This is a genomic window from Luteimonas huabeiensis HB2, from assembly GCF_000559025.1.
Classification (GTDB): domain Bacteria; phylum Pseudomonadota; class Gammaproteobacteria; order Xanthomonadales; family Xanthomonadaceae; genus Luteimonas; species Luteimonas huabeiensis.
On the sequence record NZ_JAAN01000021.1, the window covers coordinates 88194 to 105493 of the forward strand.

Sequence of the window (17300 nt, forward strand, 5' to 3'; positions counted from 1 at the left end):
GTGGATCGCAGCGCGCTGCGGCCGCTGGCCGAGCGCATGCGGCCGCGCAGCCTGGACGAGATGGTCGGGCAGCGGCGGCTGCTCGCGCCGGGTTCGGCGCTGCGGCGCGCGGTGGAATCGGGCCGCGTGCACTCGATGGTGCTCTGGGGCCCGCCCGGCTGCGGCAAGACCACCCTGGCGCTGCTGCTGGCGCAGTACGCCGATGCCGAATTCCGCGCCGTCTCCGCGGTGCTGTCCGGGCTGCCCGAGGTCCGCCAGGTCCTGGCCGAGGCCGGTCACCGCTTCGACGAAGGCCGCCGCACGGTCCTGTTCGTGGACGAGGTCCACCGCTTCAACAAGGCCCAGCAGGACGCCTTCCTGCCGCACATCGAGCGCGGCACCATCGTCTTCGTCGGCGCCACCACCGAGAACCCGTCGTTCGAGCTCAACTCCGCGCTGCTGTCGCGCTGCCGGGTGCACGTGATGGAGGCGGTGTCCGCCGACGACATCCAGGACGCGTTGCGCCGCGCGCTGGCCGACGACGAGCGCGGCCTGGGCGGGCAGGGCGTGCGCATCGAGGACAGCGCCCTGCGCGAGATCGCCGGCGCCGCCGACGGCGACGTGCGCCGCGCGCTGACCCTGCTGGAGATCGCCGCCGAGCTGGCCCAGGACGAGGGCGGGCGGATCACCGAGCAGACCCTGCTGCAGGTGCTGGCCGACCGCACGCGGCGCTTCGACAAGGGCGGCGAGCAGTTCTACGACCAGATCTCGGCATTGCACAAGTCGGTGCGCAGCAGCAATCCCGATGCCGCCCTGTACTGGCTGGCGCGCATGCTCGACGGCGGCTGCGACGCCGCCTACCTGGCGCGGCGGTTGACCCGCATGGCCGTCGAGGACATCGGCCTGGCCGACCCGCGCGCGCTGCAGATGGCCATCGACGCCTGGGACACCTACGATCGCCTCGGCAGCCCGGAAGGCGAACTGGCGCTGGCCCAGCTCACCCTTTACCTGGCCAGCACCGCCAAGTCGAACGCCGGTTACATGGCCTGGAACCAGGCCCGCGCCGACGTGCGCGAGTACGGCACCCAGGAGGTGCCGATGCACATCCGCAACGCCCCGACCAAGCTGATGAAGACGCTGGGCTACGGCCGCGGCTACCAGTACGACCACGATGCCGAGGGCGGCATCGCGCTGGACCAGACCGGTTTCCCCGACGCGATGGGCGAACGCATCTACTACCGGCCGGTGCAGCGCGGGCTGGAACTCAAGCTCGGCGAGAAGCTCGCGCAACTGCGCGCAGCGCGCGCGCAGGCGCGGGGCGAGCGCGGGGAGGGGGAGGGCGCGGGTCCTTAGGGCCCGAATCGGCCTCCACGGTGCGAAAAGGCACCCCGCCCCCGCCAGCGAGGCCATGTCGTCTTTTCCTTCCCCCGCAAGCGGGCGCCATCTTGTTTTTCCCTTCCCCCGCAAGCGGGGAGCATCTTGTTTTTCCTTCCCCCCGCTTGCGGGAGAAGGACGATATGCACCCGCTCGCGGGAGAAGGAACGACATGACCCGCTTGCGGGAGGGGGGGCAGGGGGGAAACGTCCACAATGAACGAGTCAGCCGACGGGCCGGAGCCGGCGACGAACGGCGCCCGCCGCCGGCCGGCAGGGGCCATACTGCCGGGACAGGGGGCCATCCGAACCGCAGGAGGGCCGTTCGATGAACCGTCACGACGCACCCGCACCGCCCGCGGTGATCACCGGGCCGCAGCTGTATGCGCTCTACGCGCGCGAACTCCGCGACCTGTACCCGGGCCGCGCCTGGCACGAGGTCGAGCCGATCCTGTATCGGGTCTGGCAGCGCCGCCCGGGCAACGACTGGGCCAGCGCCCGCGCCCAGGTGCGGGAGTTCTGGCGCCGCGGCTGATCGCGGGCCCGGGCGCCGGCACGTCCTGTTCACGAATCCGCTGAGACGCTCTCCGCTCCGGCCCCGGGCCGGCAGATGGGAGAGAACAGGCATGAGTCCACTGCAGCACACCGGCGCGCTGGACCGCTCGTCGCGGATCATGCGCTTCGCGCTGAAGTACTACCGCGCCGGCGTGTTCGACAGCGCGGTCGGGCGCATGCGGCCCGGCGAGCGCGAGCGGGCCGCCGCGTTCGCCGACGACATCGAGAAGCTCGGCCCGACCTTCGTCAAGATCGGGCAGTTGCTGTCCACCCGCACCGATCTGGTCGCGCCCGCGTACCTGGAAGCGCTCGAGCGCATGCAGGACGACGTGCAGCCGCTGCCGTTCGCCGAGCTGAAGCCGGTCCTGGAGGCCTCGCTCGGCGTGCGCCTGAGCAAGGCCTTCGCCGCCTTCGACGAACAGCCGCTGGGCTCGGCCTCGCTCGCCCAGGTGCATCGCGCCGCCTTGCACGACGGCCGCGAGGTCGCGGTCAAGATCCAGCGGCCGGGCGTGGCGGAACTCATCCGCGCGGACATTTCCGTCCTCGACCGCTTCGCCCGCGGCGCCGATCGCTTCACCTCGATCGGCCAGCGCATGCGCTTCGCCGAGATCGTGGCCGAGATGCAGCGCACCCTGCTGGCCGAGCTCGACTATGTCGACGAGGCGGAGAGCCTGGAGCGCTTCCGCGAGCGGCTCGCGGTCTATCCCGAACTGCTGGTGCCGGCCCCGATCTGGGACTACACCTCGCGCCACGTACTGACGATGGAGTACGTGCCGGGGACCAAGGTGACCGACATCGGCGGGCTGCGGCGCACCGAGCACGCCTACGGTCCGGTGGCCACCGCGCTGCTGAAAGGCTATCTCGACCAGGTGTTCGTGCACGGCGAGATCCACGCCGATCCGCATCCGGGCAACGTGCTGCTGACCGACGACGACCGGATCGCGCTGCTGGATTTCGGCATGGTGGCCCACGTCCCGCCGCGCCAGCGCGAGCGGTTGCTGAAGCTGGTGCTGGCGGCGGTGGACGGCCGCGGCGAGGACGTGGCGGCCGAATCGATGGCCATCAGCGCGCGGCTGGAGGGCTTCGACGAGGCGCGCTACGTGCACGAGGTCTCGCAACTGGTGGCGCGCTACGCGGTGCGCTCCGAGCGCGCCGGCCTGTCGGAAGGCCGGCTGCTGCTGGAGTTGGCGCGGATCGGCACCGCGTGCCGGCTGCGCCTGCCGGCGGCCACCACGCTGCTGGGCAAGACCATGCTCAACCTGGAGGCGGTGGCCGGCGCGCTGGAGCCGGGGCTCGACGTCAAGGCGGCGGTGGAGGACCACGCCTACCGCATCATGCGCGAGCGCCTGCGCTCCTCGCTGTCGCCGCAGCGGCTGGGCATGGAGGCGCTGGAGACTCAGCAGCTGCTGCGCGCGGCGCCGCGCAAGGTCTCCGACATCCTCTCGCTGGTGGCCGACAACAAGCTGCGCGTGCGCCTGGCCGGGCTCGAGGAATCGCACCTCATGGAGAGCCTGCAGAAGATCGCCAACCGCATCTCCACCGGGGTCATCACCGCCTCGCTGGTGGTGGGCGCGGCCATGCTCGCGCGGGTCGACACCCCGCACACCCTGTTCGGCTATCCCGCCTTCGCGCTGGTGCTGTTCCTGCTGGCCGCCGCGCTCGGGGTGACCCTGGTGGTCTCGGCGCTGCTGTCCGACCGCAAGGTACGCCCGCGCGAGGAGCGCGGGCCGCTGGATTGAGCAATGTCGCCGCGGCCGGCGTTCGACGCCGCATCGACGGCTGCCGGCGCAGCATCCGACAGCGCCGCGCGCGGCGCTTCCATTGCCAACCAGAGGAGAGCGCCATGCTCCCACGTCGTCGTTTTCTGTCCCAGGCCGCTCTCGGGACCGCGGCCATCGCCGCCGCGCCGTTGTTCGCACAGCCGTCCGCGCCCGGCAGCGTGCTGCCCACCCGGGGCCGCCTCTCGCGCGAGCCGGCGCAGGCGATGCGGCCGCGCGACGGACGCTACCGGCCGCCGTTCCGGCTCGGCCTGGGCGGGGTGGCGATCGGCAACGGCTTCGCCCCGACGACCGACGCGCAGGCTCGGGAGACCCTGGATGCCGCCTACGATACCGGCGCCCGCTACTTCGACACCTCGCCCTGGTACGGCCTGGGCCTGAGCGAGCGCCGCTTCGGCCACGCGCTGCACGCGCGCGAGCGCGACAGCTACGTGCTCTCGACCAAGGTCGGGCGCCTGCTCACCGCCACCGACGCGCCGCCCGAGACCATGTGGCAGCAGCCGTCGCCGTTCGACTACCGCTACGACTACAGTGCCGCCGGCACCCGGCGCTCGATCGAGGACAGCCTGCAGCGGCTGGGCATCGAACGGATCGACATCGTCTTCATCCACGATCTCTCGCCCGACAACGAGCAGGACCTGGGCATGCCCTGGGAGCAGCGCTTCGCCGAGGCCGCCAAGGGCGCGATGCCGGAGCTGACCCGCATGCGCGAGGAGGGCCTGATCCGCGCCTGGGGCTTCGGCGTCAATCGCCCGGAGCCGGCGCTGCGCGCGTTGCAGGAGGCCGATCCCGACATCTTCCTGCTGGCCTGCCAGTACTCGCTGCTCGACCACGAGCAGGCCCTGCGCGAGACCTTCCCCAAGATCGCCGAGCGCGGCGCCTCGGTCGTGGTCGGCTCGCCGCTGCTGGCCGGCTATCTCGCCGGCCGCGACCGTTACCTCTACGACGGCCGCCTGCCCGAGTGGGCGCCCGGCAAGCGCGCCCGCGCCCAGGCGGTCGCCGACGCCCACGGTATCGACCTGCGCACCGCCGCCCTGCAGTTCGCCGCCGCCCCGGAGGTGGTGTCGGCGGTGATCCCGGGCGCGCGCACCGCGGCGCAGGCGAGGGCGAACGCCGAATCGATGCGCGTCGCGATCCCGGACGGCTTCTGGCGCGATCTCAAGCACGAGGGGATCGTGGCCGAGGACGCGCCGGTGCCGTGAATGCGCCGCAGGGCGGAGCGGCACGGCGCCGCCCCGCCCGACGGGGTTCATCGCATGGTGAGCTTGCCGTCGTTGCCGTCCGGCCCCGGGTTGCGGGTCCATTGATGGCTGTAGCACCAGGCGAGCACGATGACCGCGTTGGGCCCGCGCTCGTCCAGTTCGCGCCAGCGGTTCGGTGCGGTCAGGTGGTAATCGCGGATGTGGATGTGGGACCGGGTGATGCGGGCGCTGTCGAGATCCTCGGCCTTGAACCGGATCTCGGCGCAGTCGCCCGTGACCGTGCCGTCCGGATTGCCGTGGGTGCCGGTGACGACGTAGATCTGGCGATGCGTGCCGGCGTTCGCGTCCTCGGCGACCAGCCGGCGCAGGGTGCGGAAGACTTCGGCCTGGTCGGTCGGTGCGTCGTAGGCGTAGACGCTGGCGCCGGCGACGGTCCGGGAGGCCCGTTCCGCGGCGGAGGCCAGCGATGCGGCGAGCGCGAGGCAGGCGAACAGGGCGATCGTTCTTGCGGTCTGCATGATGTCTTCTCCGGGTGGCGGGTTCGTTACTTCGAGGCGGCGTGGGCGAAGTCGCGGGCGGCGAGGGCGGTCTCGAACCGCGACCGGACGCGCGCGACGATCGCCCAGCGCTCGCTGGCCAGGGCCGCGGCCGTGCCCAGCGATGGGGACGCCGGAATGCGCGCCTTGGCCGCGAGCGCGGCGGCCTTCGCGGGCGGACGCAGGGCCTGCAGCTTCTGGTCGATCAGTTCGAGCCGGGCGTTGAGGGTGTCGGCGATGCCGCTGTAGCGCGCCAGCTGGGTCAGGTAGTCGTCCTGGGTGGGATCGAGATCCATGACGATGTCGTCGATCTTGCGCAGCTGTTCGCGGAAGGACTGCTTCTGGTCCTCGTAGGCGCGCAGATCGTTGAACTGCGACACCGTCTGGCCTTCCTTGATCGAGAAACGCGCATCGAACACGAAGAAGTTCTGCACGATCGTCTTGTTGCGGAAGAAGTCCTTGCGGCTGAAGCTGTTCTCCACGACCGCGATGAACAGCGTCAGCCCGGGGGCGAGGGGACGCACGTCGGACTTGGCGAAGACGCTGGTCTCGGTCCGGCTGCCGGCGCTGCGCAGCAGCGACTGCACCGCGTCGAATGCGGCGTTGGCGATCAGCAGGTCCAGGTTGGCCATCGCCTTGATCGCCGCGCTCGCCTCAGGGGTGGGCGTGTCGCGGGTGGCGCCGTCGGGCAGCTGCCCGCCGAAGATGGCCGTCTTGCAACGCGAGATCGCCGCGTTGACCGAATCCAGCGACCACTCGTCGACGGTGGTCAGGTGCTGATACGTGCTGGCGATCAGCGAGTTGTCGTCCCGGTAGTTGCGGTAATGCGCCTCGATGCGGCCGGCGAGCGCCTTCTGCTCCTTCGCCAGCTGCTCGTCCAGATCGCGACGCATCTTCTCGACATAATCGTTGAAGGCCTGGTTCTCGCGTTGCTGCTGCTCGATCGAATTCGACTTGCCCATTTCGCATGCTCCTTGGCTGGGGTACGGGCCATTCGGCGGCCGGTCGCCGGGCCCGCGTTCGTCCTCATCTGCCGCTCCGGCCCGGCCACGATCCCGCCGCGGATGGCGGCGGTAAATCACTCGTTTGCCGTATGCCCGCCGCCGCCCGGGTCCAGCCGCCTCGCATAGCCGATCAGCGCCGACAGCGAGCGCAGGCCGAGGCGGGTGGCGATGTGTTCCCGGTGCTTGCGCACGGTAGCCGGGCTGAGGCCCAGCACCCGGGCGATCTGCTTGCTGGTGAGCCCGCGCCCCACGAGCAGGACGATCTCGCGCTGGCGCGGTGTGAGCCCGTGGGCGCTCGCCGGTGGCGCCGGCCGGCTGGCAGCGCTGGCGTGCTCGATGGCGTAGGCGGTCAATTGCGCCGCGCTGTGCAGGTCGAGCTTATCCAGCAGGTGTCGCCGATGGGTGCGCGCGGTGAAATAGGCGATGCCGAGTTCGCGGGCGATCTCGGCGGTCGTACGGCCGCGTGCGATCGATCGGAGGACGTCCCATTCCCTGGACGTGAGTCTGGCCATGTGCCTGGTCCGCGAGCGCGACGTTCGGTGTGACGCGCCGGCGCCGGCCGTGGATTTGCCTGCGCAGCGCCGACCGGGCGGCCGACGAGCAGAGCTAGCACGGTGTCGGCCGCGTGCGAGCCGACGGCCATCGCGGGTGGTTCCGGGCGATATCCTTAATTTCGCATAATGTAGATTATGTAAAACAAGGGGCTGGCTTGACCCTGGACCAGACTCCAGGGTCTAAGCTGGCCCCGCTTCCAACGACGGGCTTCTCCCATGCAGATCGGCGAACTCTCGCGCCTGTCCGGCGTATCCATCGACACCGTGCGCTATTACGAGCGGCACGGCGTGCTGCCCGCGCCGGCGCGGCAGCCTTCCGGCTACCGGCGCTATGGCGCGTCGGACGTCCAGCGGTTGCGCTTCGTCGCGCGCGCCAAGGCGCTGGGCTTCACCCTGGCCGAGATCCGGGAGCTGCTGGCGCTGTCGGACCGGGCCGGCGCCCGCCCGGATGCGGATCGCGACATCACCGCGCTGCGCGAGCTGGCCCGGGCGCGGCTGCAGGCGCTGGAGCGCAAGCTGGCCGAACTGGGCCGGGTGCGCGACGCCCTGGCCGGGCTGGTCGAAGCCTGTCCGGGCCATGGGCCGGCGGCGGCCTGCCCGATCCTGGGGGCGCTGACCACGCAATCCCTTGCCCTGGACCGGGAGACCTCCCATGCCGCATGAAATCCGCCCGCCCGGTCCCGAGGGACATTCCGCCGCGCATGGGCACCGGCACGGCGGTGGCGGTTGCGCTTCGCACGACGCCCAGGCGCCCGCACCCGCCGCGGCGCACGCCTGCTGCCACGGCGGCCATGCCGCGGCGGCGCCGGTCGTGCCGGCGGCACCGGTCGAAGGTGCGGTCTATCTGTGTCCGATGCACCCGGAGATCCGCCAGGCCGGCCCCGGGATCTGCCCGATCTGCGGCATGGCGCTGGAACCGGAGATGCCGTCGCTGGAGGACGAGGACGATCCGGAGCTGATCGACTTCGGTCGCCGCTTCCGCTGGACGCTGCCGCTGACCGCGGCGGTGTTCGTGCTGGCGATGTTCGGGCACCGGGTCGCGCCGGGGCTGGCGCCGGCGGCCCGCAGTTGGGTCGAGCTGGCGCTCTCGGCGCCGGTGGTGCTGTGGGCGGGCTGGCCGTTCCTGGCGCGCTGCGTGCGCTCGATCCGCACGCTGACGCCCAACATGTGGACGCTGATCGGCATCGGCGTCTCGATGGCCTTCGCCTACAGCGTGGTGGCCACGGTGGCGCCGCAGGCGTTCCCGGCCGCCTTCCACGAGCACGGGCGGGTCGGCGTGTACTTCGAGGCCGCGGCGGTGATCGTGTCGCTGACCCTGCTCGGCCAGTTGATGGAACTGCGTGCGCGGGGCCGCACGTCGGCGGCGCTGAAATCGCTGCTGGCGCTGGCGCCGAAGACCGCGCGGCGGGTGCGCGAGGACGGCGGCGAGGAGGACGTGCCGCTCGCTCACGTCCACGTCGGCGACCGCCTGCGGGTGCGCCCCGGCGAACGCGTGCCGGTGGACGGCGAGGTGCTGGAAGGCCGCTCGAACGTGGACGAATCCATGCTCACCGGCGAGCCGGTGCCGGTGCCGAAGACGCCGGGCGAACGCGTGGTCGGCGGCACCCAGAACGGCACCGGCGCGCTGCTGATGCGCGCCGACCAGGTGGGTTCGCGCACGGTGCTGGCGCAGATCGTGCAACTGGTCGCGCAGGCGCAGCGTTCGCGCGCGCCGATGCAGCGGCTGGCCGACCGCGTGGCGCGCTGGTTCGTGATCGGCGTGCTGCTGACCGCGGTGGCGACCTTCTTCGCCTGGGGCTGGTTCGGCCCGCCGCCGTCGTGGACCCACGGCCTGCTGGCCGCGGTCTCGGTGCTCATCATCGCCTGCCCCTGCGCGCTCGGCCTGGCCACGCCGATGTCGATCATGGTCGCCACCGGCCGCGCCGCCCGCTCCGGCGTGCTGTTCCGCGACGCCGAGGCGATCGAGGCCCTGCCCCGCGCCGACGTGCTGGTCGTGGACAAGACCGGCACGCTGACCGAGGGCCGGCCGGCGGTGCGCGAGGTGATCGCGGCCGAAGGCGCGAGCGAGGACGACGTGCTGCGCCTGGCGGCGAGCCTGGACCAGGCCAGCGAGCATCCGCTCGCCGAGGCGATCGTGGCCGAGGCGCGTCGCCGCGGGCTGGCGCTCGCGCATGCCGAGGAGTTCGAGTCTTCCACCGGGATCGGCGTGCGCGGGCGCGTGGACGGACGCGACGTGGTGCTCGGCAACCGCGCGCTGATGGCCCAGGCCGGCATCGCCACGCAGGCGCTGGACGCTGCGGCGGAGGCCGCGCGCGGCGAAGGCGGCAGCGTGGTGCTGGTGGGCGTCGACGGGCGCGCCGCGGGCATGGTGGTGCTGGCCGATCCGCTGCGCGCCGGCGCCGCGCAGACCCTGCAGGGCCTGCGCGCCTCCGGGCTGCGCGTGGTGATGGCCTCCGGCGACGGCGAGACCACCGCGCGCAGCGTCGCCGCGGGCCTCGGCATCGACGAGGTCCACGGCGAGGTCCGGCCCGAGGACAAGGTCGGCATCGTGCGCGCGCTGCAGGCGCAGGGCCGGCGCGTGGCGATGGCCGGCGACGGCATCAACGACGCGCCGGCGCTGGCGGCGGCCGATGTCGGCATCGCCATGGGCACCGGGACCGACGTGGCGATCTCCAGCGCGCAGGTGACGCTGGTCGGCGGCGACCTGCGCGGCCTGCTGCGCGCGCGCCGCATCGCCACCGAGGCGGTGCGCAACATGAAGCAGAACCTCGGCTTCGCGCTGGTCTACAACGCGCTCGGCGTGCCGCTGGCCGCGGGCGTGCTCTACCCCGCCACCGGCCTGCTGCTCAGCCCGATGGCGGCAGCGCTGGCGATGAGCCTGAGCTCGGTGTCGGTGATCGGCAACGCGCTGCGCCTGGGCGCGAAGGACCGCGCGGCGCAGCGGCCGGAGCCGCCCGCGCGCGCGGCCTGAGCGGGCGTTCGCGCGCGGAGCGCATCGCGCGAAAAAAGCGGTTGCGCTCTCCCGAAGGCGTCATTACAATCTCGCGCTCCCGACACATTGGGGCCATAGCTCAGCTGGGAGAGCGCCTGCATGGCATGCAGGAGGTCGGCGGTTCGATCCCGCCTGGCTCCACCACGGTTTCCGCACCAAAGGCCGGTGCGGTGTCCGCTTCGCGAACCGCGTCCCCATCGTCTAGAGGCCTAGGACACCACCCTTTCACGGTGGCGACCGGGGTTCGAATCCCCGTGGGGACGCCACGCACCAGGACGCACGACGAACGCCCGCTCTCGCGGGCGTTTTTCGTTTCGGGCGCGGCTGGAGCGCAGGCGATGGAAACGTTCGAGTCGCGCCGCCCGGGGCCTGGGCGTTGCCCTGCGTTCACGTTGCGCGAATGCGCCCCCTGCTCCAATCGGACGCGGACCTGCGCGGTGCGTTCCGGCGCATCGCCCCGCGATCACCGGAGCCTCATGGATTCTCGAGTCGCCCGCGCCACGATCGACGCCGAGGCCCTAGAGCCGCGTCCCATCCTCCATCCCGCCGCGGCGTTCGCGATCACCATCGGCATCGTCGTGGGCGCCGGCATCTTCCGCACGCCTTCGCTGGTCGCCGGCGCCTCGTCCAGCGGTTTCATGATGCTGCTGGCCTGGGCGGTCGGCGGCGCGCTGTCGGTGGTGGGGGCGCTGTGCTATGCCGAGCTCGCCACCGCCTATCCGCAGTCGGGCGGCGACTACAGCTACCTGCGCCGCGCCTACGGCGTGCGGCCGGCGTTCCTGTACGCGTGGGCGCGGCTGACCGTCATCCAGACCGGCTCGATCGTGCTGATGGCCTACGTGGCCGGCGACTACCTGACCCAGCTGTTCGCGCTGGGCCCGGCGTCGTCGTCGCTCTACGCGGCCGCGATCGTCGCGGTGCTGACGCTGGTCAACTGGCTCGGCGTGCGCCAGGGCACCGCGGTGCAGAACGCGCTGACCGCGATCGAGGTGGCCGGGGTGTGCCTGATCATCGTCGCCGGCCTGCTGTTCGCCCCGGACGGCGCGGCCCTGCCCGGCACCGGCGCCGGCGGCGAGGGCGCGCTGGGCCTGGTGCTGGTCTTCGTGCTGCTGACCTACGGCGGCTGGAACGAGGCGGTCTACATCACCGCCGAGGTGCGCGATGCGCGGCGGCTGATGCCGCGCATCCTGGTGCTGAGCCTGATCGCGATCGCCGCGCTGTACGTGCTGGTCAACCTGGCCTTCCTGCGCGTGCTGGGGCTGGGCGGCATGGCCGCCTCGGAGGCGGTGGCCGCCGACGCCATGCGCGCGGTGTTCGGCCCCACCGGCTCGGCGCTGATGAGCGCGATCGTGGTCGCCGCGGCGCTGACCTCGGCCAACGCCACCATGATCACCGGCGCGCGCAGCGTCTACGCGGTGGGCCGCGACTATCCCGCGCTGGGTTTCATCGGCCGCTGGGACCAGGCCCGCGGCACGCCGCGCGCGGCGATGCTGGCCCAGGGCGGACTGTCGCTGGCGCTGGTCGCGGTGGCGGCGAACGCGATGGACGGATTCCGCACCGCGGTCGAGTACACCGCGCCGGTGTTCTGGCTGTTCTTCCTGCTGGTCGGCGTCTCGCTGTTCGTCCTGCGCCGGCGCGATCCGGCGCGTCCGCGCCCGTTCCGGGTGCCGCTCTACCCCGCCCTGCCCCTGCTGTTCTGCGCCACCAGCGCCTATCTGCTGTACTCGAGCCTGGTCTACACCGGCATCGGCGCCCTGTTCGGCATCGCGGTCCTGGCGCTCGGCGCGATGCTGCTGCTGTTCCTGCGACCCGTACCGAGCCAACGAAAGGAGTCCTCGCCATGAGATTTCCGAAGACGTTCGCCTGCCTGCTGCTGTGCGTGCCCCTGCTTGCGTCCTGCGCCGAGGACGCGATCAATGCCTACAAGCCGGTCCAGCAGGCGGAAGAGCCGCAGGCGGAGGCCGACGCGCAGGCGATGCCGGCGGTTTCCGCGGCCACCGAGCCGCGTTCGCCCTACGCCGAGGAGGAGCTGCCCAAGCCGGCGCGCGAGCCGGACGTGATCTACGTCCCCACACCGCAGCCGGTGGTGGATGCCATGCTGAAGCTCGCGCGGGTGAACGAGCACGACGTCCTCTACGACCTCGGCTCGGGCGACGGCCGCATTCCGGTCACCGCCGCGCGCGAGTTCGGCATTCGCGCGGTCGGCATCGACATCAACCCGGTGCGCATCCGCGAGGCCAACGCCAACGCGCAGCGCGCCGGGGTGACGGACCTGGTGAGCTTCCGCGAGGAAGACCTGTTCGAGGCCGACATCAGCGAGGCCACGGTGGTCACCCTGTACCTGCTGCAGAGCCTCAACGTGAAGCTGCGGCCGAAGCTGCTGAGCGAGCTGCGCCCGGGCACCCGCATCGTCAGCCACGCGTTCGACATGGCCAACGAGTGGGAGCCGGAGCAGACCCAGCAGGTCGGCGACAGCACGATCTACCTGTGGACGGTGCCGGAGCGCTGAACGCCCCGGCGCCCCGCGCCGACCGCGCGCCTACGCCTCGGCCAGGCGCGCGGCCTCGGCGCCCGGCGCCAGCGTGGCCACGCCGTGGCCGCGCTCGCCGAGGTACTGCAGCCATTTGCCCAGGAAGGTGTTCATGCGCATGCGGTGGCCCACCACTTCCGCCGGCGGCGGGAACATGCCGATCACGTCCTGCCAGCGCCGGCCCACGTAGCAGTGGGTCGCTTCCACCTGCCGCGCGTCGCGGTACAGGCGCAGGTAGGCCGACGGGTCGGGCTCGCCGGTCACGGGATCGGTCATGGCGTAGGACAGGCGCAGCTCGGTCGTGTAGCGGTGCTGGTCGAGGACGTCGAGGCGCACGTCGAGGCCGTCTCCGACCGAGGACACGTAGCCGCCCACCGCCAGGTGGCCGGGATCGAACAACGCGACCAGGCGCGCGTGGTTCTCCGCGTACAGCCCCATCAGCCAGCCGAAGCGGCCGATCCTGGGGATGCGCGTGGCGGGGGACGGGACCTGCGACATGTCCCGATCCTACACGTTGCCCGCAGCCCGGGGCAGCCTCGGCGCCGGCGCGCGGCGGCCACGGGGTTCAGGATCGATCCGGAACGCGCCCGCGTCGCTCAGAACATCACGCGGTTGATCCCGAGGTCTTCCAGGATGCGGCTGGAGATCTCCTCGATCGAGGCGTTGGTGGTGCTGAGCATGGGGATGCCTTCCATCCGCAGCAGCGTTTCGGCGGCCGCGACCTCCCGCCGGCAGGTCTCCAGCTCGGCGTAGCGCGAGTTCGGGCGCCGTTCCTGCCGGATCTGGTGCAGGCGCTGCGGGTCGATGGTCAACCCGAACAGCTTGCGGCGGTACGGGCGCAGGCGCGGCGGCAGGCGGTCGGATTCCAGGTCTTCCTCGGTCAGCGGGTAGTTGGCCGCGCGCACGCCGTAATGCAGCGCCAGGTAGACGCAGGTCGGGGTCTTGCCCGCGCGCGAGACCGCCACCAGGATCACGTCCGCCTCGTCGTAGTTCACCGCCATGCCGTCGTCGTGGGCCAGCGCGAAGTTCATCGCGTTGATGCGCCGGTGGTAGGTGTCGAAATCGACCATGCCGTGGGCCTGGCCGATCCGCGACTGCCGGGAGACGCCGAGCTCGCCCTCCATCGGCGCGATGAAGGGCGCGAAGACGTCGAGGATGAGCGCCCCGCTCTGCGCCAGCACCCCGTTCAGCGCCGGGTCCACGCAGGAACTGACCACGATCGGGCGATGGCCGTGCACCTCGCCGGCGCGCACGATCTCGGCGACCGCCTCGCGGGCCTTCTCGGGCGTGTCGACGAACGGGATGCGGTCGGTGACGAAGCGGAAGCCGACGAACTGGGTCAGCAGGCTGTGGCCGATGGTCTCGGCGGTGATCCCGGTGCCGTCGGAGACGTAGAAGACCGGGCGGACGGGGGCGTGGTCGGGGACCTGGGACATGCGGTTCGGCGCGCTGGCATCGGGAACGCTAAAATAGCCGCTTCCGCCGGGACGCGCCCTGCGGGCCGCATGTTCCCGTTTTCCTCCAGGAGAGCCCCCCTTTGAGCGCCAACATCCTCTGGCTGCACGATCTGCGACTCGACGACCTCGCCCAGGTCGGCGGCAAGAACTCCTCGCTCGGCGAGATGATCGGCAACCTGGCCCAGCTGGGCGTGTCCGTGCCGGGCGGCTTCGCCACCACCGCCGACGCGTTCAAGGCATTCATCGCCCACAACGACCTGCACCAGCGCATCTTCGACCGCCTGGCCGCCCTGGACGTCGAGGACGTCGGTGCGCTGACCGCCGCCGGCCGCGAGATCCGCGGCTGGGTGGTCGAGGCGCCGCTGCACCCCGAGCTCGAGCGCGACATCCGCAATGCCTACGCCCGCCTCTGCGAGGAGAACGGCGGCGGCGACGTGGCGGTGGCGGTGCGCTCATCGGCCACCGCCGAGGACCTGCCCGACGCCTCCTTCGCCGGCCAGCAGGAGACCTTCCTCAACGTCGTCGGCGCCGACGACGTGGCGCGCAAGGTCAAGGAGGTCTTCGCCAGCCTCTACAACGACCGCGCCATCGCCTACCGCGTGCACCACGGCTTCAAGCACGAGGACGTGTTCCTGTCGGCCGGCGTGCAGCTGATGGTGCGTTCCGACGTCGGCGCCTCGGGCGTGCTGTTCACCCTCGACACCGAGTCCGGCTTCCGCGACGTGGTGTTCGTGACCGCCAGCTACGGCCTGGGCGAGAACGTCGTGCAGGGCGCGGTCAACCCCGACGAGTTCTACGTCTACAAGCCCACCCTCGAGCAGGGCAAGCCGGCGATCCTGCGCCGCTCGCTGGGCGCCAAGCAGATCCGCATGGTGTATTCCGACCAGCCCGGCGAGCGCGTGCGCAACGAGGACACCCCCGCCGAGCTGCGCGGCCGCTTCTCGGTCTCCGACGAGGACGTCCACGAGCTGGCCCGGCAGGCGCTCGTCATCGAGAAGCACTACGGCCGGCCGATGGACATCGAGTGGGCGAAGGACGGCGTCAGCGGCAAGCTGTTCATCGTGCAGGCGCGCCCGGAGACGGTGAAGTCGCGCGGCAAGGCCACCCAGATCGAGCGCTACGCGCTGGAGCAGCGCGGCAAGGTGATCGCCGAGGGCCGCGCGATCGGCCAGAAGATCGGCTCCGGCGTGGCGCGCGTGGTGCGCTCGCTCGACGACATGAGCAAGGTCCAGCCCGGCGACGTGCTGGTCGCGGACATGACCGACCCCGACTGGGAGCCGGTGATGAAGCGCTCGGCGGCGATCGTGACCAACCGCGGCGGGCGGACCTGCCACGCGGCGATCATCGCCCGCGAGCTGGGCGTGCCGGCGGTGGTCGGCACCGGCAACGCGCTGGAGGCGATCGAGGACGGCGCGGAGGTCACCGTCAGCTGCGCCGAGGGCGATACCGGCTTCATCTACGAGGGGCGGCTGCCGTTCGAGCGCACCACCACCGACCTGTCCTCGATGCCCGAGGCGCCGCTCAAGATCATGATGAACGTCGCCAACCCGGAGCGCGCGTTCGATTTCGGCCAGCTGCCCAACGCCGGCATCGGGCTGGCGCGGCTGGAGATGATCATCGCCAGCCACATCGGTGTGCACCCGAAGGCGCTGCTCGAATACGACCAGCAGGACGCGGCCACGAAGAAGGCCATCGACGCGCGCACCGCCGGCTACGCCGATCCGGTGTCGTTCTACGTCGATCGTCTCGCCGAGGGCATCGCCACCCTCACCGCCTCGGTCGCGCCGAACCCGGTCATCGTGCGGCTGTCGGACTTCAAGTCGAACGAGTACGCCAACCTCATCGGCGGCCAGCGCTACGAGCCGGAGGAGGAGAACCCGATGATCGGCTTCCGCGGCGCCAGCCGCTACGTCGATCCCTCCTTCGCCGACGCGTTCGCGCTGGAGTGCCGCGCGGTGCTGAAGGTCCGCAACGAGATGGGCCTGGACAACCTCTGGGTGATGATCCCGTTCGTGCGCACCCTCGACGAAGGCCGCAAGGTGGTCGAGGTGCTGGCCGCCAACGGCCTGCGCCAGGGCGAGGACGGCCTGAAGATCATCATGATGTGCGAGGTCCCGTCCAACGCGCTGATGGCCGACGAGTTCCTCGACATCTTCGACGGCTTCTCGATCGGCTCCAACGACATGACCCAGCTGACCCTGGGCCTGGACCGCGATTCCTCGGTGGTGGCGCACCTGTTCGACGAGCGCGATCCGGCGGTCAAGAAGATGCTCTCGATGGCGATCCAGGCCGCGCGCGCCCGGGGCAAGTACGTCGGCATCTGCGGCCAGGGCCCCAGCGACCATCCGGATCTGGCCGAGTGGCTGATGCAGGAAGGCATCGAGTCGGTCTCGCTCAACCCGGACACCGTCGTCGACACCTGGCTGCGCCTGGCCAAGCTCAAGGCCCGCGGCTAGGAGCGCGGGCGGCGGAAGCCGTCCGGGCTGCGCGCCTCGCCGAGCGGTCCATTTCCGCGCCGCTTCTTGGCCTGTACGGCACGTCGTTCCTTCTCCCGCGAGCGGGTGCATGTCGTCCCTTCTCCCGCGAGCGGGTGCATGTCGTCCCTTCTCCCGCGAGCAGGAAAAACAAGATGCCCCCCCGCTTGCGGGGGAAGGCAAAAACAGGATGCTCCCGCTTGCGGGGAAGGCGCCTTCGCGCCGGCTGCCCGCAGGTCCCGCTCAGTCGGCGATGGCGAAGTCCGCCAGGTGCCGGCGGTAGTGCCGCAGTTCCTCGATGGAATCGCGCACGTCGCTGAGCGCGGTATGCGCCGACTGCTTGCGCACGCCCTGCAGCACGGCCGGCGCCCAGCGCCGCGCCAGTTCCTTCAGGGTGCTGACGTCGAGGTTGCGATAGTGGAAGTAGCGCTCCAGCTCCGGCATCTGCCGGTGCAGGAAACGCCGGTCCTGGCAGATCGAGTTGCCGCACATCGGCGAGGCCCGCGGCGGCACCCATTCGCGCAGGAAGGCCAGCGTGCGCGCCTGCGCCTCGGCCATCGGCACGCCTTCCTCCAGCACCCGGCGCCACAGGCCGGAGCGGCCGTGCTGGTTGCGGTTCCACTCATCCATCGCTTCCAGCGCGTCGAGCGGATGGGCGATCGCGAATTCGGGGCCTTCGGCCAGCACCCGGAGCTGCGAATCGGTCACCACCGTGGCGATCTCCAGGATCGAGTCGCGGTCGGTGTCCAGCCCCGTCATTTCCAGGTCGATCCAGACCAGCCGGCCTTCGCCCTCGTGCTCCACTGACATCTCCTCGGGATCCGTGCGTTCGCACCGGCGGACGCGACGGCGCATGATATCGCAGC

At 71.4% G+C, this 17300-nt stretch carries 15 protein-coding genes and 2 tRNA genes; 11 read left to right on the forward strand and 6 right to left on the reverse strand.

What is annotated here, in order from left to right:
- Positions 1-36: 36 nt before the first annotated feature.
- The 4 genes from Z164_RS0108790 to Z164_RS20245 all read left to right on the forward strand — a co-directional run bounded on the left by Z164_RS0108790 (position 37) and on the right by Z164_RS20245 (position 4887).
- Positions 37-1332: a replication-associated recombination protein A gene (locus Z164_RS0108790; RefSeq protein WP_081770132.1), complete on the forward strand. Its 1296-nt coding sequence runs from the start codon at positions 37-39 to the stop codon at positions 1330-1332.
- Positions 1333-1680: 348 nt separating this feature from the next.
- Positions 1681-1887, forward strand: coding sequence for a hypothetical protein (locus Z164_RS23330; RefSeq protein ID WP_024890340.1), 207 nt, complete (start codon positions 1681-1683; stop codon positions 1885-1887).
- Between the two features lie 91 nt (positions 1888-1978).
- On the forward strand, positions 1979-3646 hold the full coding sequence (locus tag Z164_RS0108800) for an ABC1 kinase family protein (RefSeq protein ID WP_024890341.1): 1668 nt from the start codon (positions 1979-1981) through the stop codon (positions 3644-3646).
- Between the two features lie 104 nt (positions 3647-3750).
- Positions 3751-4887 carry an aldo/keto reductase gene (locus Z164_RS20245; RefSeq protein WP_043689641.1) on the forward strand — a complete coding sequence of 379 codons (1137 nt, stop codon included), beginning with the start codon at positions 3751-3753 and terminating at the stop codon, positions 4885-4887.
- 47 nt (positions 4888-4934) lie between these two features.
- Here the strand turns inward: Z164_RS20245 and Z164_RS0108810 are convergent, their stop codons facing one another.
- The 3 genes from Z164_RS0108810 to Z164_RS20250 form a co-directional block, all read right to left on the reverse strand.
- Positions 4935-5405, reverse strand: coding sequence for a hypothetical protein (locus tag Z164_RS0108810; protein WP_024890342.1), 471 nt, complete (start codon positions 5403-5405; stop codon positions 4935-4937).
- A gap of 26 nt (positions 5406-5431) precedes the next feature.
- A complete protein-coding gene (locus Z164_RS0108815; RefSeq protein WP_024890343.1) occupies positions 5432-6385 on the reverse strand; it encodes a hypothetical protein in 954 nt (317 codons plus the stop codon).
- A gap of 116 nt (positions 6386-6501) precedes the next feature.
- Positions 6502-6939 carry a response regulator transcription factor gene (locus Z164_RS20250; RefSeq protein WP_024890344.1) on the reverse strand — a complete coding sequence of 146 codons (438 nt, stop codon included), beginning with the start codon at positions 6937-6939 and terminating at the stop codon, positions 6502-6504.
- Positions 6940-7197: 258 nt separating this feature from the next.
- On the opposite strand from Z164_RS20250, the gene Z164_RS0108825 reads away from it, so the two are divergent.
- From Z164_RS0108825 to Z164_RS20255, 6 genes are all read left to right on the forward strand, one after another.
- A complete protein-coding gene (locus Z164_RS0108825; RefSeq protein ID WP_024890345.1) occupies positions 7198-7644 on the forward strand; it encodes a heavy metal-responsive transcriptional regulator in 447 nt (148 codons plus the stop codon).
- 190 nt (positions 7645-7834) lie between these two features.
- Positions 7835-9952, forward strand: coding sequence for a copper-transporting P-type ATPase (locus tag Z164_RS0108830; protein ID WP_024890346.1), 2118 nt, complete (start codon positions 7835-7837; stop codon positions 9950-9952).
- An 89-nt stretch (positions 9953-10041) separates the two neighbouring features.
- Positions 10042-10117: transfer RNA gene (locus Z164_RS0108835), tRNA-Ala, on the forward strand.
- Positions 10118-10163: 46 nt separating this feature from the next.
- A tRNA-Glu gene (locus tag Z164_RS0108840) sits at positions 10164-10239 on the forward strand.
- Between the two features lie 210 nt (positions 10240-10449).
- On the forward strand, positions 10450-11817 hold the full coding sequence (locus tag Z164_RS0108845) for an APC family permease (RefSeq protein WP_024890347.1): 1368 nt from the start codon (positions 10450-10452) through the stop codon (positions 11815-11817).
- Positions 11814-12482 (forward strand): SAM-dependent methyltransferase, encoded by a 669-nt coding sequence (locus Z164_RS20255; protein ID WP_024890348.1) that lies wholly within the window; start codon positions 11814-11816, stop codon positions 12480-12482. The genes Z164_RS0108845 and Z164_RS20255 overlap by 4 nt, the downstream gene beginning before the upstream one ends.
- A gap of 30 nt (positions 12483-12512) precedes the next feature.
- Here Z164_RS20255 and Z164_RS0108855 read toward each other — a convergent pair whose 3' ends face one another.
- The gene (locus Z164_RS0108855) at positions 12513-13001 is read right to left on the reverse strand and encodes a DUF1249 domain-containing protein (RefSeq protein WP_024890349.1); all 489 of its coding nucleotides are present in this window, start codon (positions 12999-13001) and stop codon (positions 12513-12515) included.
- Between the two features lie 98 nt (positions 13002-13099).
- Positions 13100-13939 carry a posphoenolpyruvate synthetase regulatory kinase/phosphorylase PpsR gene (gene ppsR, locus Z164_RS0108860; RefSeq protein ID WP_024890350.1) on the reverse strand — a complete coding sequence of 280 codons (840 nt, stop codon included), beginning with the start codon at positions 13937-13939 and terminating at the stop codon, positions 13100-13102.
- A gap of 101 nt (positions 13940-14040) precedes the next feature.
- Here ppsR and ppsA point away from each other — a divergent pair, with 101 nt between their 5' ends.
- Positions 14041-16416 carry a phosphoenolpyruvate synthase gene (ppsA, locus tag Z164_RS0108865; protein WP_024890351.1) on the forward strand — a complete coding sequence of 792 codons (2376 nt, stop codon included), beginning with the start codon at positions 14041-14043 and terminating at the stop codon, positions 16414-16416.
- A gap of 261 nt (positions 16417-16677) precedes the next feature.
- On the opposite strand, the gene orn is transcribed toward ppsA, so the two are convergent.
- Complete coding sequence (gene orn / locus Z164_RS0108870) at positions 16678-17244, reverse strand: oligoribonuclease (protein WP_024890352.1); 567 nt, start codon at positions 17242-17244, stop codon at positions 16678-16680.
- Between the last annotated feature and the right edge of the window lie 56 nt (positions 17245-17300).

Bases quoted from the DNA above. Each gene is read 5' to 3' on its own strand.
- ppsR (WP_024890350.1), bottom strand. From the start codon at position 13,939: ATGTCCCAGGTCCCCGACCACGCCCCCGTCCGCCCGGTCTTCTACGTC.
- Z164_RS0108815 (WP_024890343.1), bottom strand. From the start codon at position 6,385: ATGGGCAAGTCGAATTCGATCGAGCAGCAGCAACGCGAGAACCAGGCC.
- Z164_RS0108800 (WP_024890341.1), top strand. From the start codon at position 1,979: ATGAGTCCACTGCAGCACACCGGCGCGCTGGACCGCTCGTCGCGGATC.
- Z164_RS0108855 (WP_024890349.1), bottom strand. From the start codon at position 13,001: ATGTCGCAGGTCCCGTCCCCCGCCACGCGCATCCCCAGGATCGGCCGC.
- Z164_RS20245 (WP_043689641.1), top strand. From the start codon at position 3,751: ATGCTCCCACGTCGTCGTTTTCTGTCCCAGGCCGCTCTCGGGACCGCG.
- Z164_RS0108845 (WP_024890347.1), top strand. From the start codon at position 10,450: ATGGATTCTCGAGTCGCCCGCGCCACGATCGACGCCGAGGCCCTAGAG.
- Z164_RS20255 (WP_024890348.1), top strand. From the start codon at position 11,814: ATGAGATTTCCGAAGACGTTCGCCTGCCTGCTGCTGTGCGTGCCCCTG.
- Z164_RS0108825 (WP_024890345.1), top strand. From the start codon at position 7,198: ATGCAGATCGGCGAACTCTCGCGCCTGTCCGGCGTATCCATCGACACC.
- orn (WP_024890352.1), bottom strand. From the start codon at position 17,244: ATGTCAGTGGAGCACGAGGGCGAAGGCCGGCTGGTCTGGATCGACCTG.
- Z164_RS23330 (WP_024890340.1), top strand. From the start codon at position 1,681: ATGAACCGTCACGACGCACCCGCACCGCCCGCGGTGATCACCGGGCCG.
- Z164_RS0108830 (WP_024890346.1), top strand. From the start codon at position 7,835: ATGCACCCGGAGATCCGCCAGGCCGGCCCCGGGATCTGCCCGATCTGC.
- Z164_RS0108810 (WP_024890342.1), bottom strand. From the start codon at position 5,405: ATGCAGACCGCAAGAACGATCGCCCTGTTCGCCTGCCTCGCGCTCGCC.
- Z164_RS0108790 (WP_081770132.1), top strand. From the start codon at position 37: ATGCGGCCGCGCAGCCTGGACGAGATGGTCGGGCAGCGGCGGCTGCTC.
- Z164_RS20250 (WP_024890344.1), bottom strand. From the start codon at position 6,939: ATGGCCAGACTCACGTCCAGGGAATGGGACGTCCTCCGATCGATCGCA.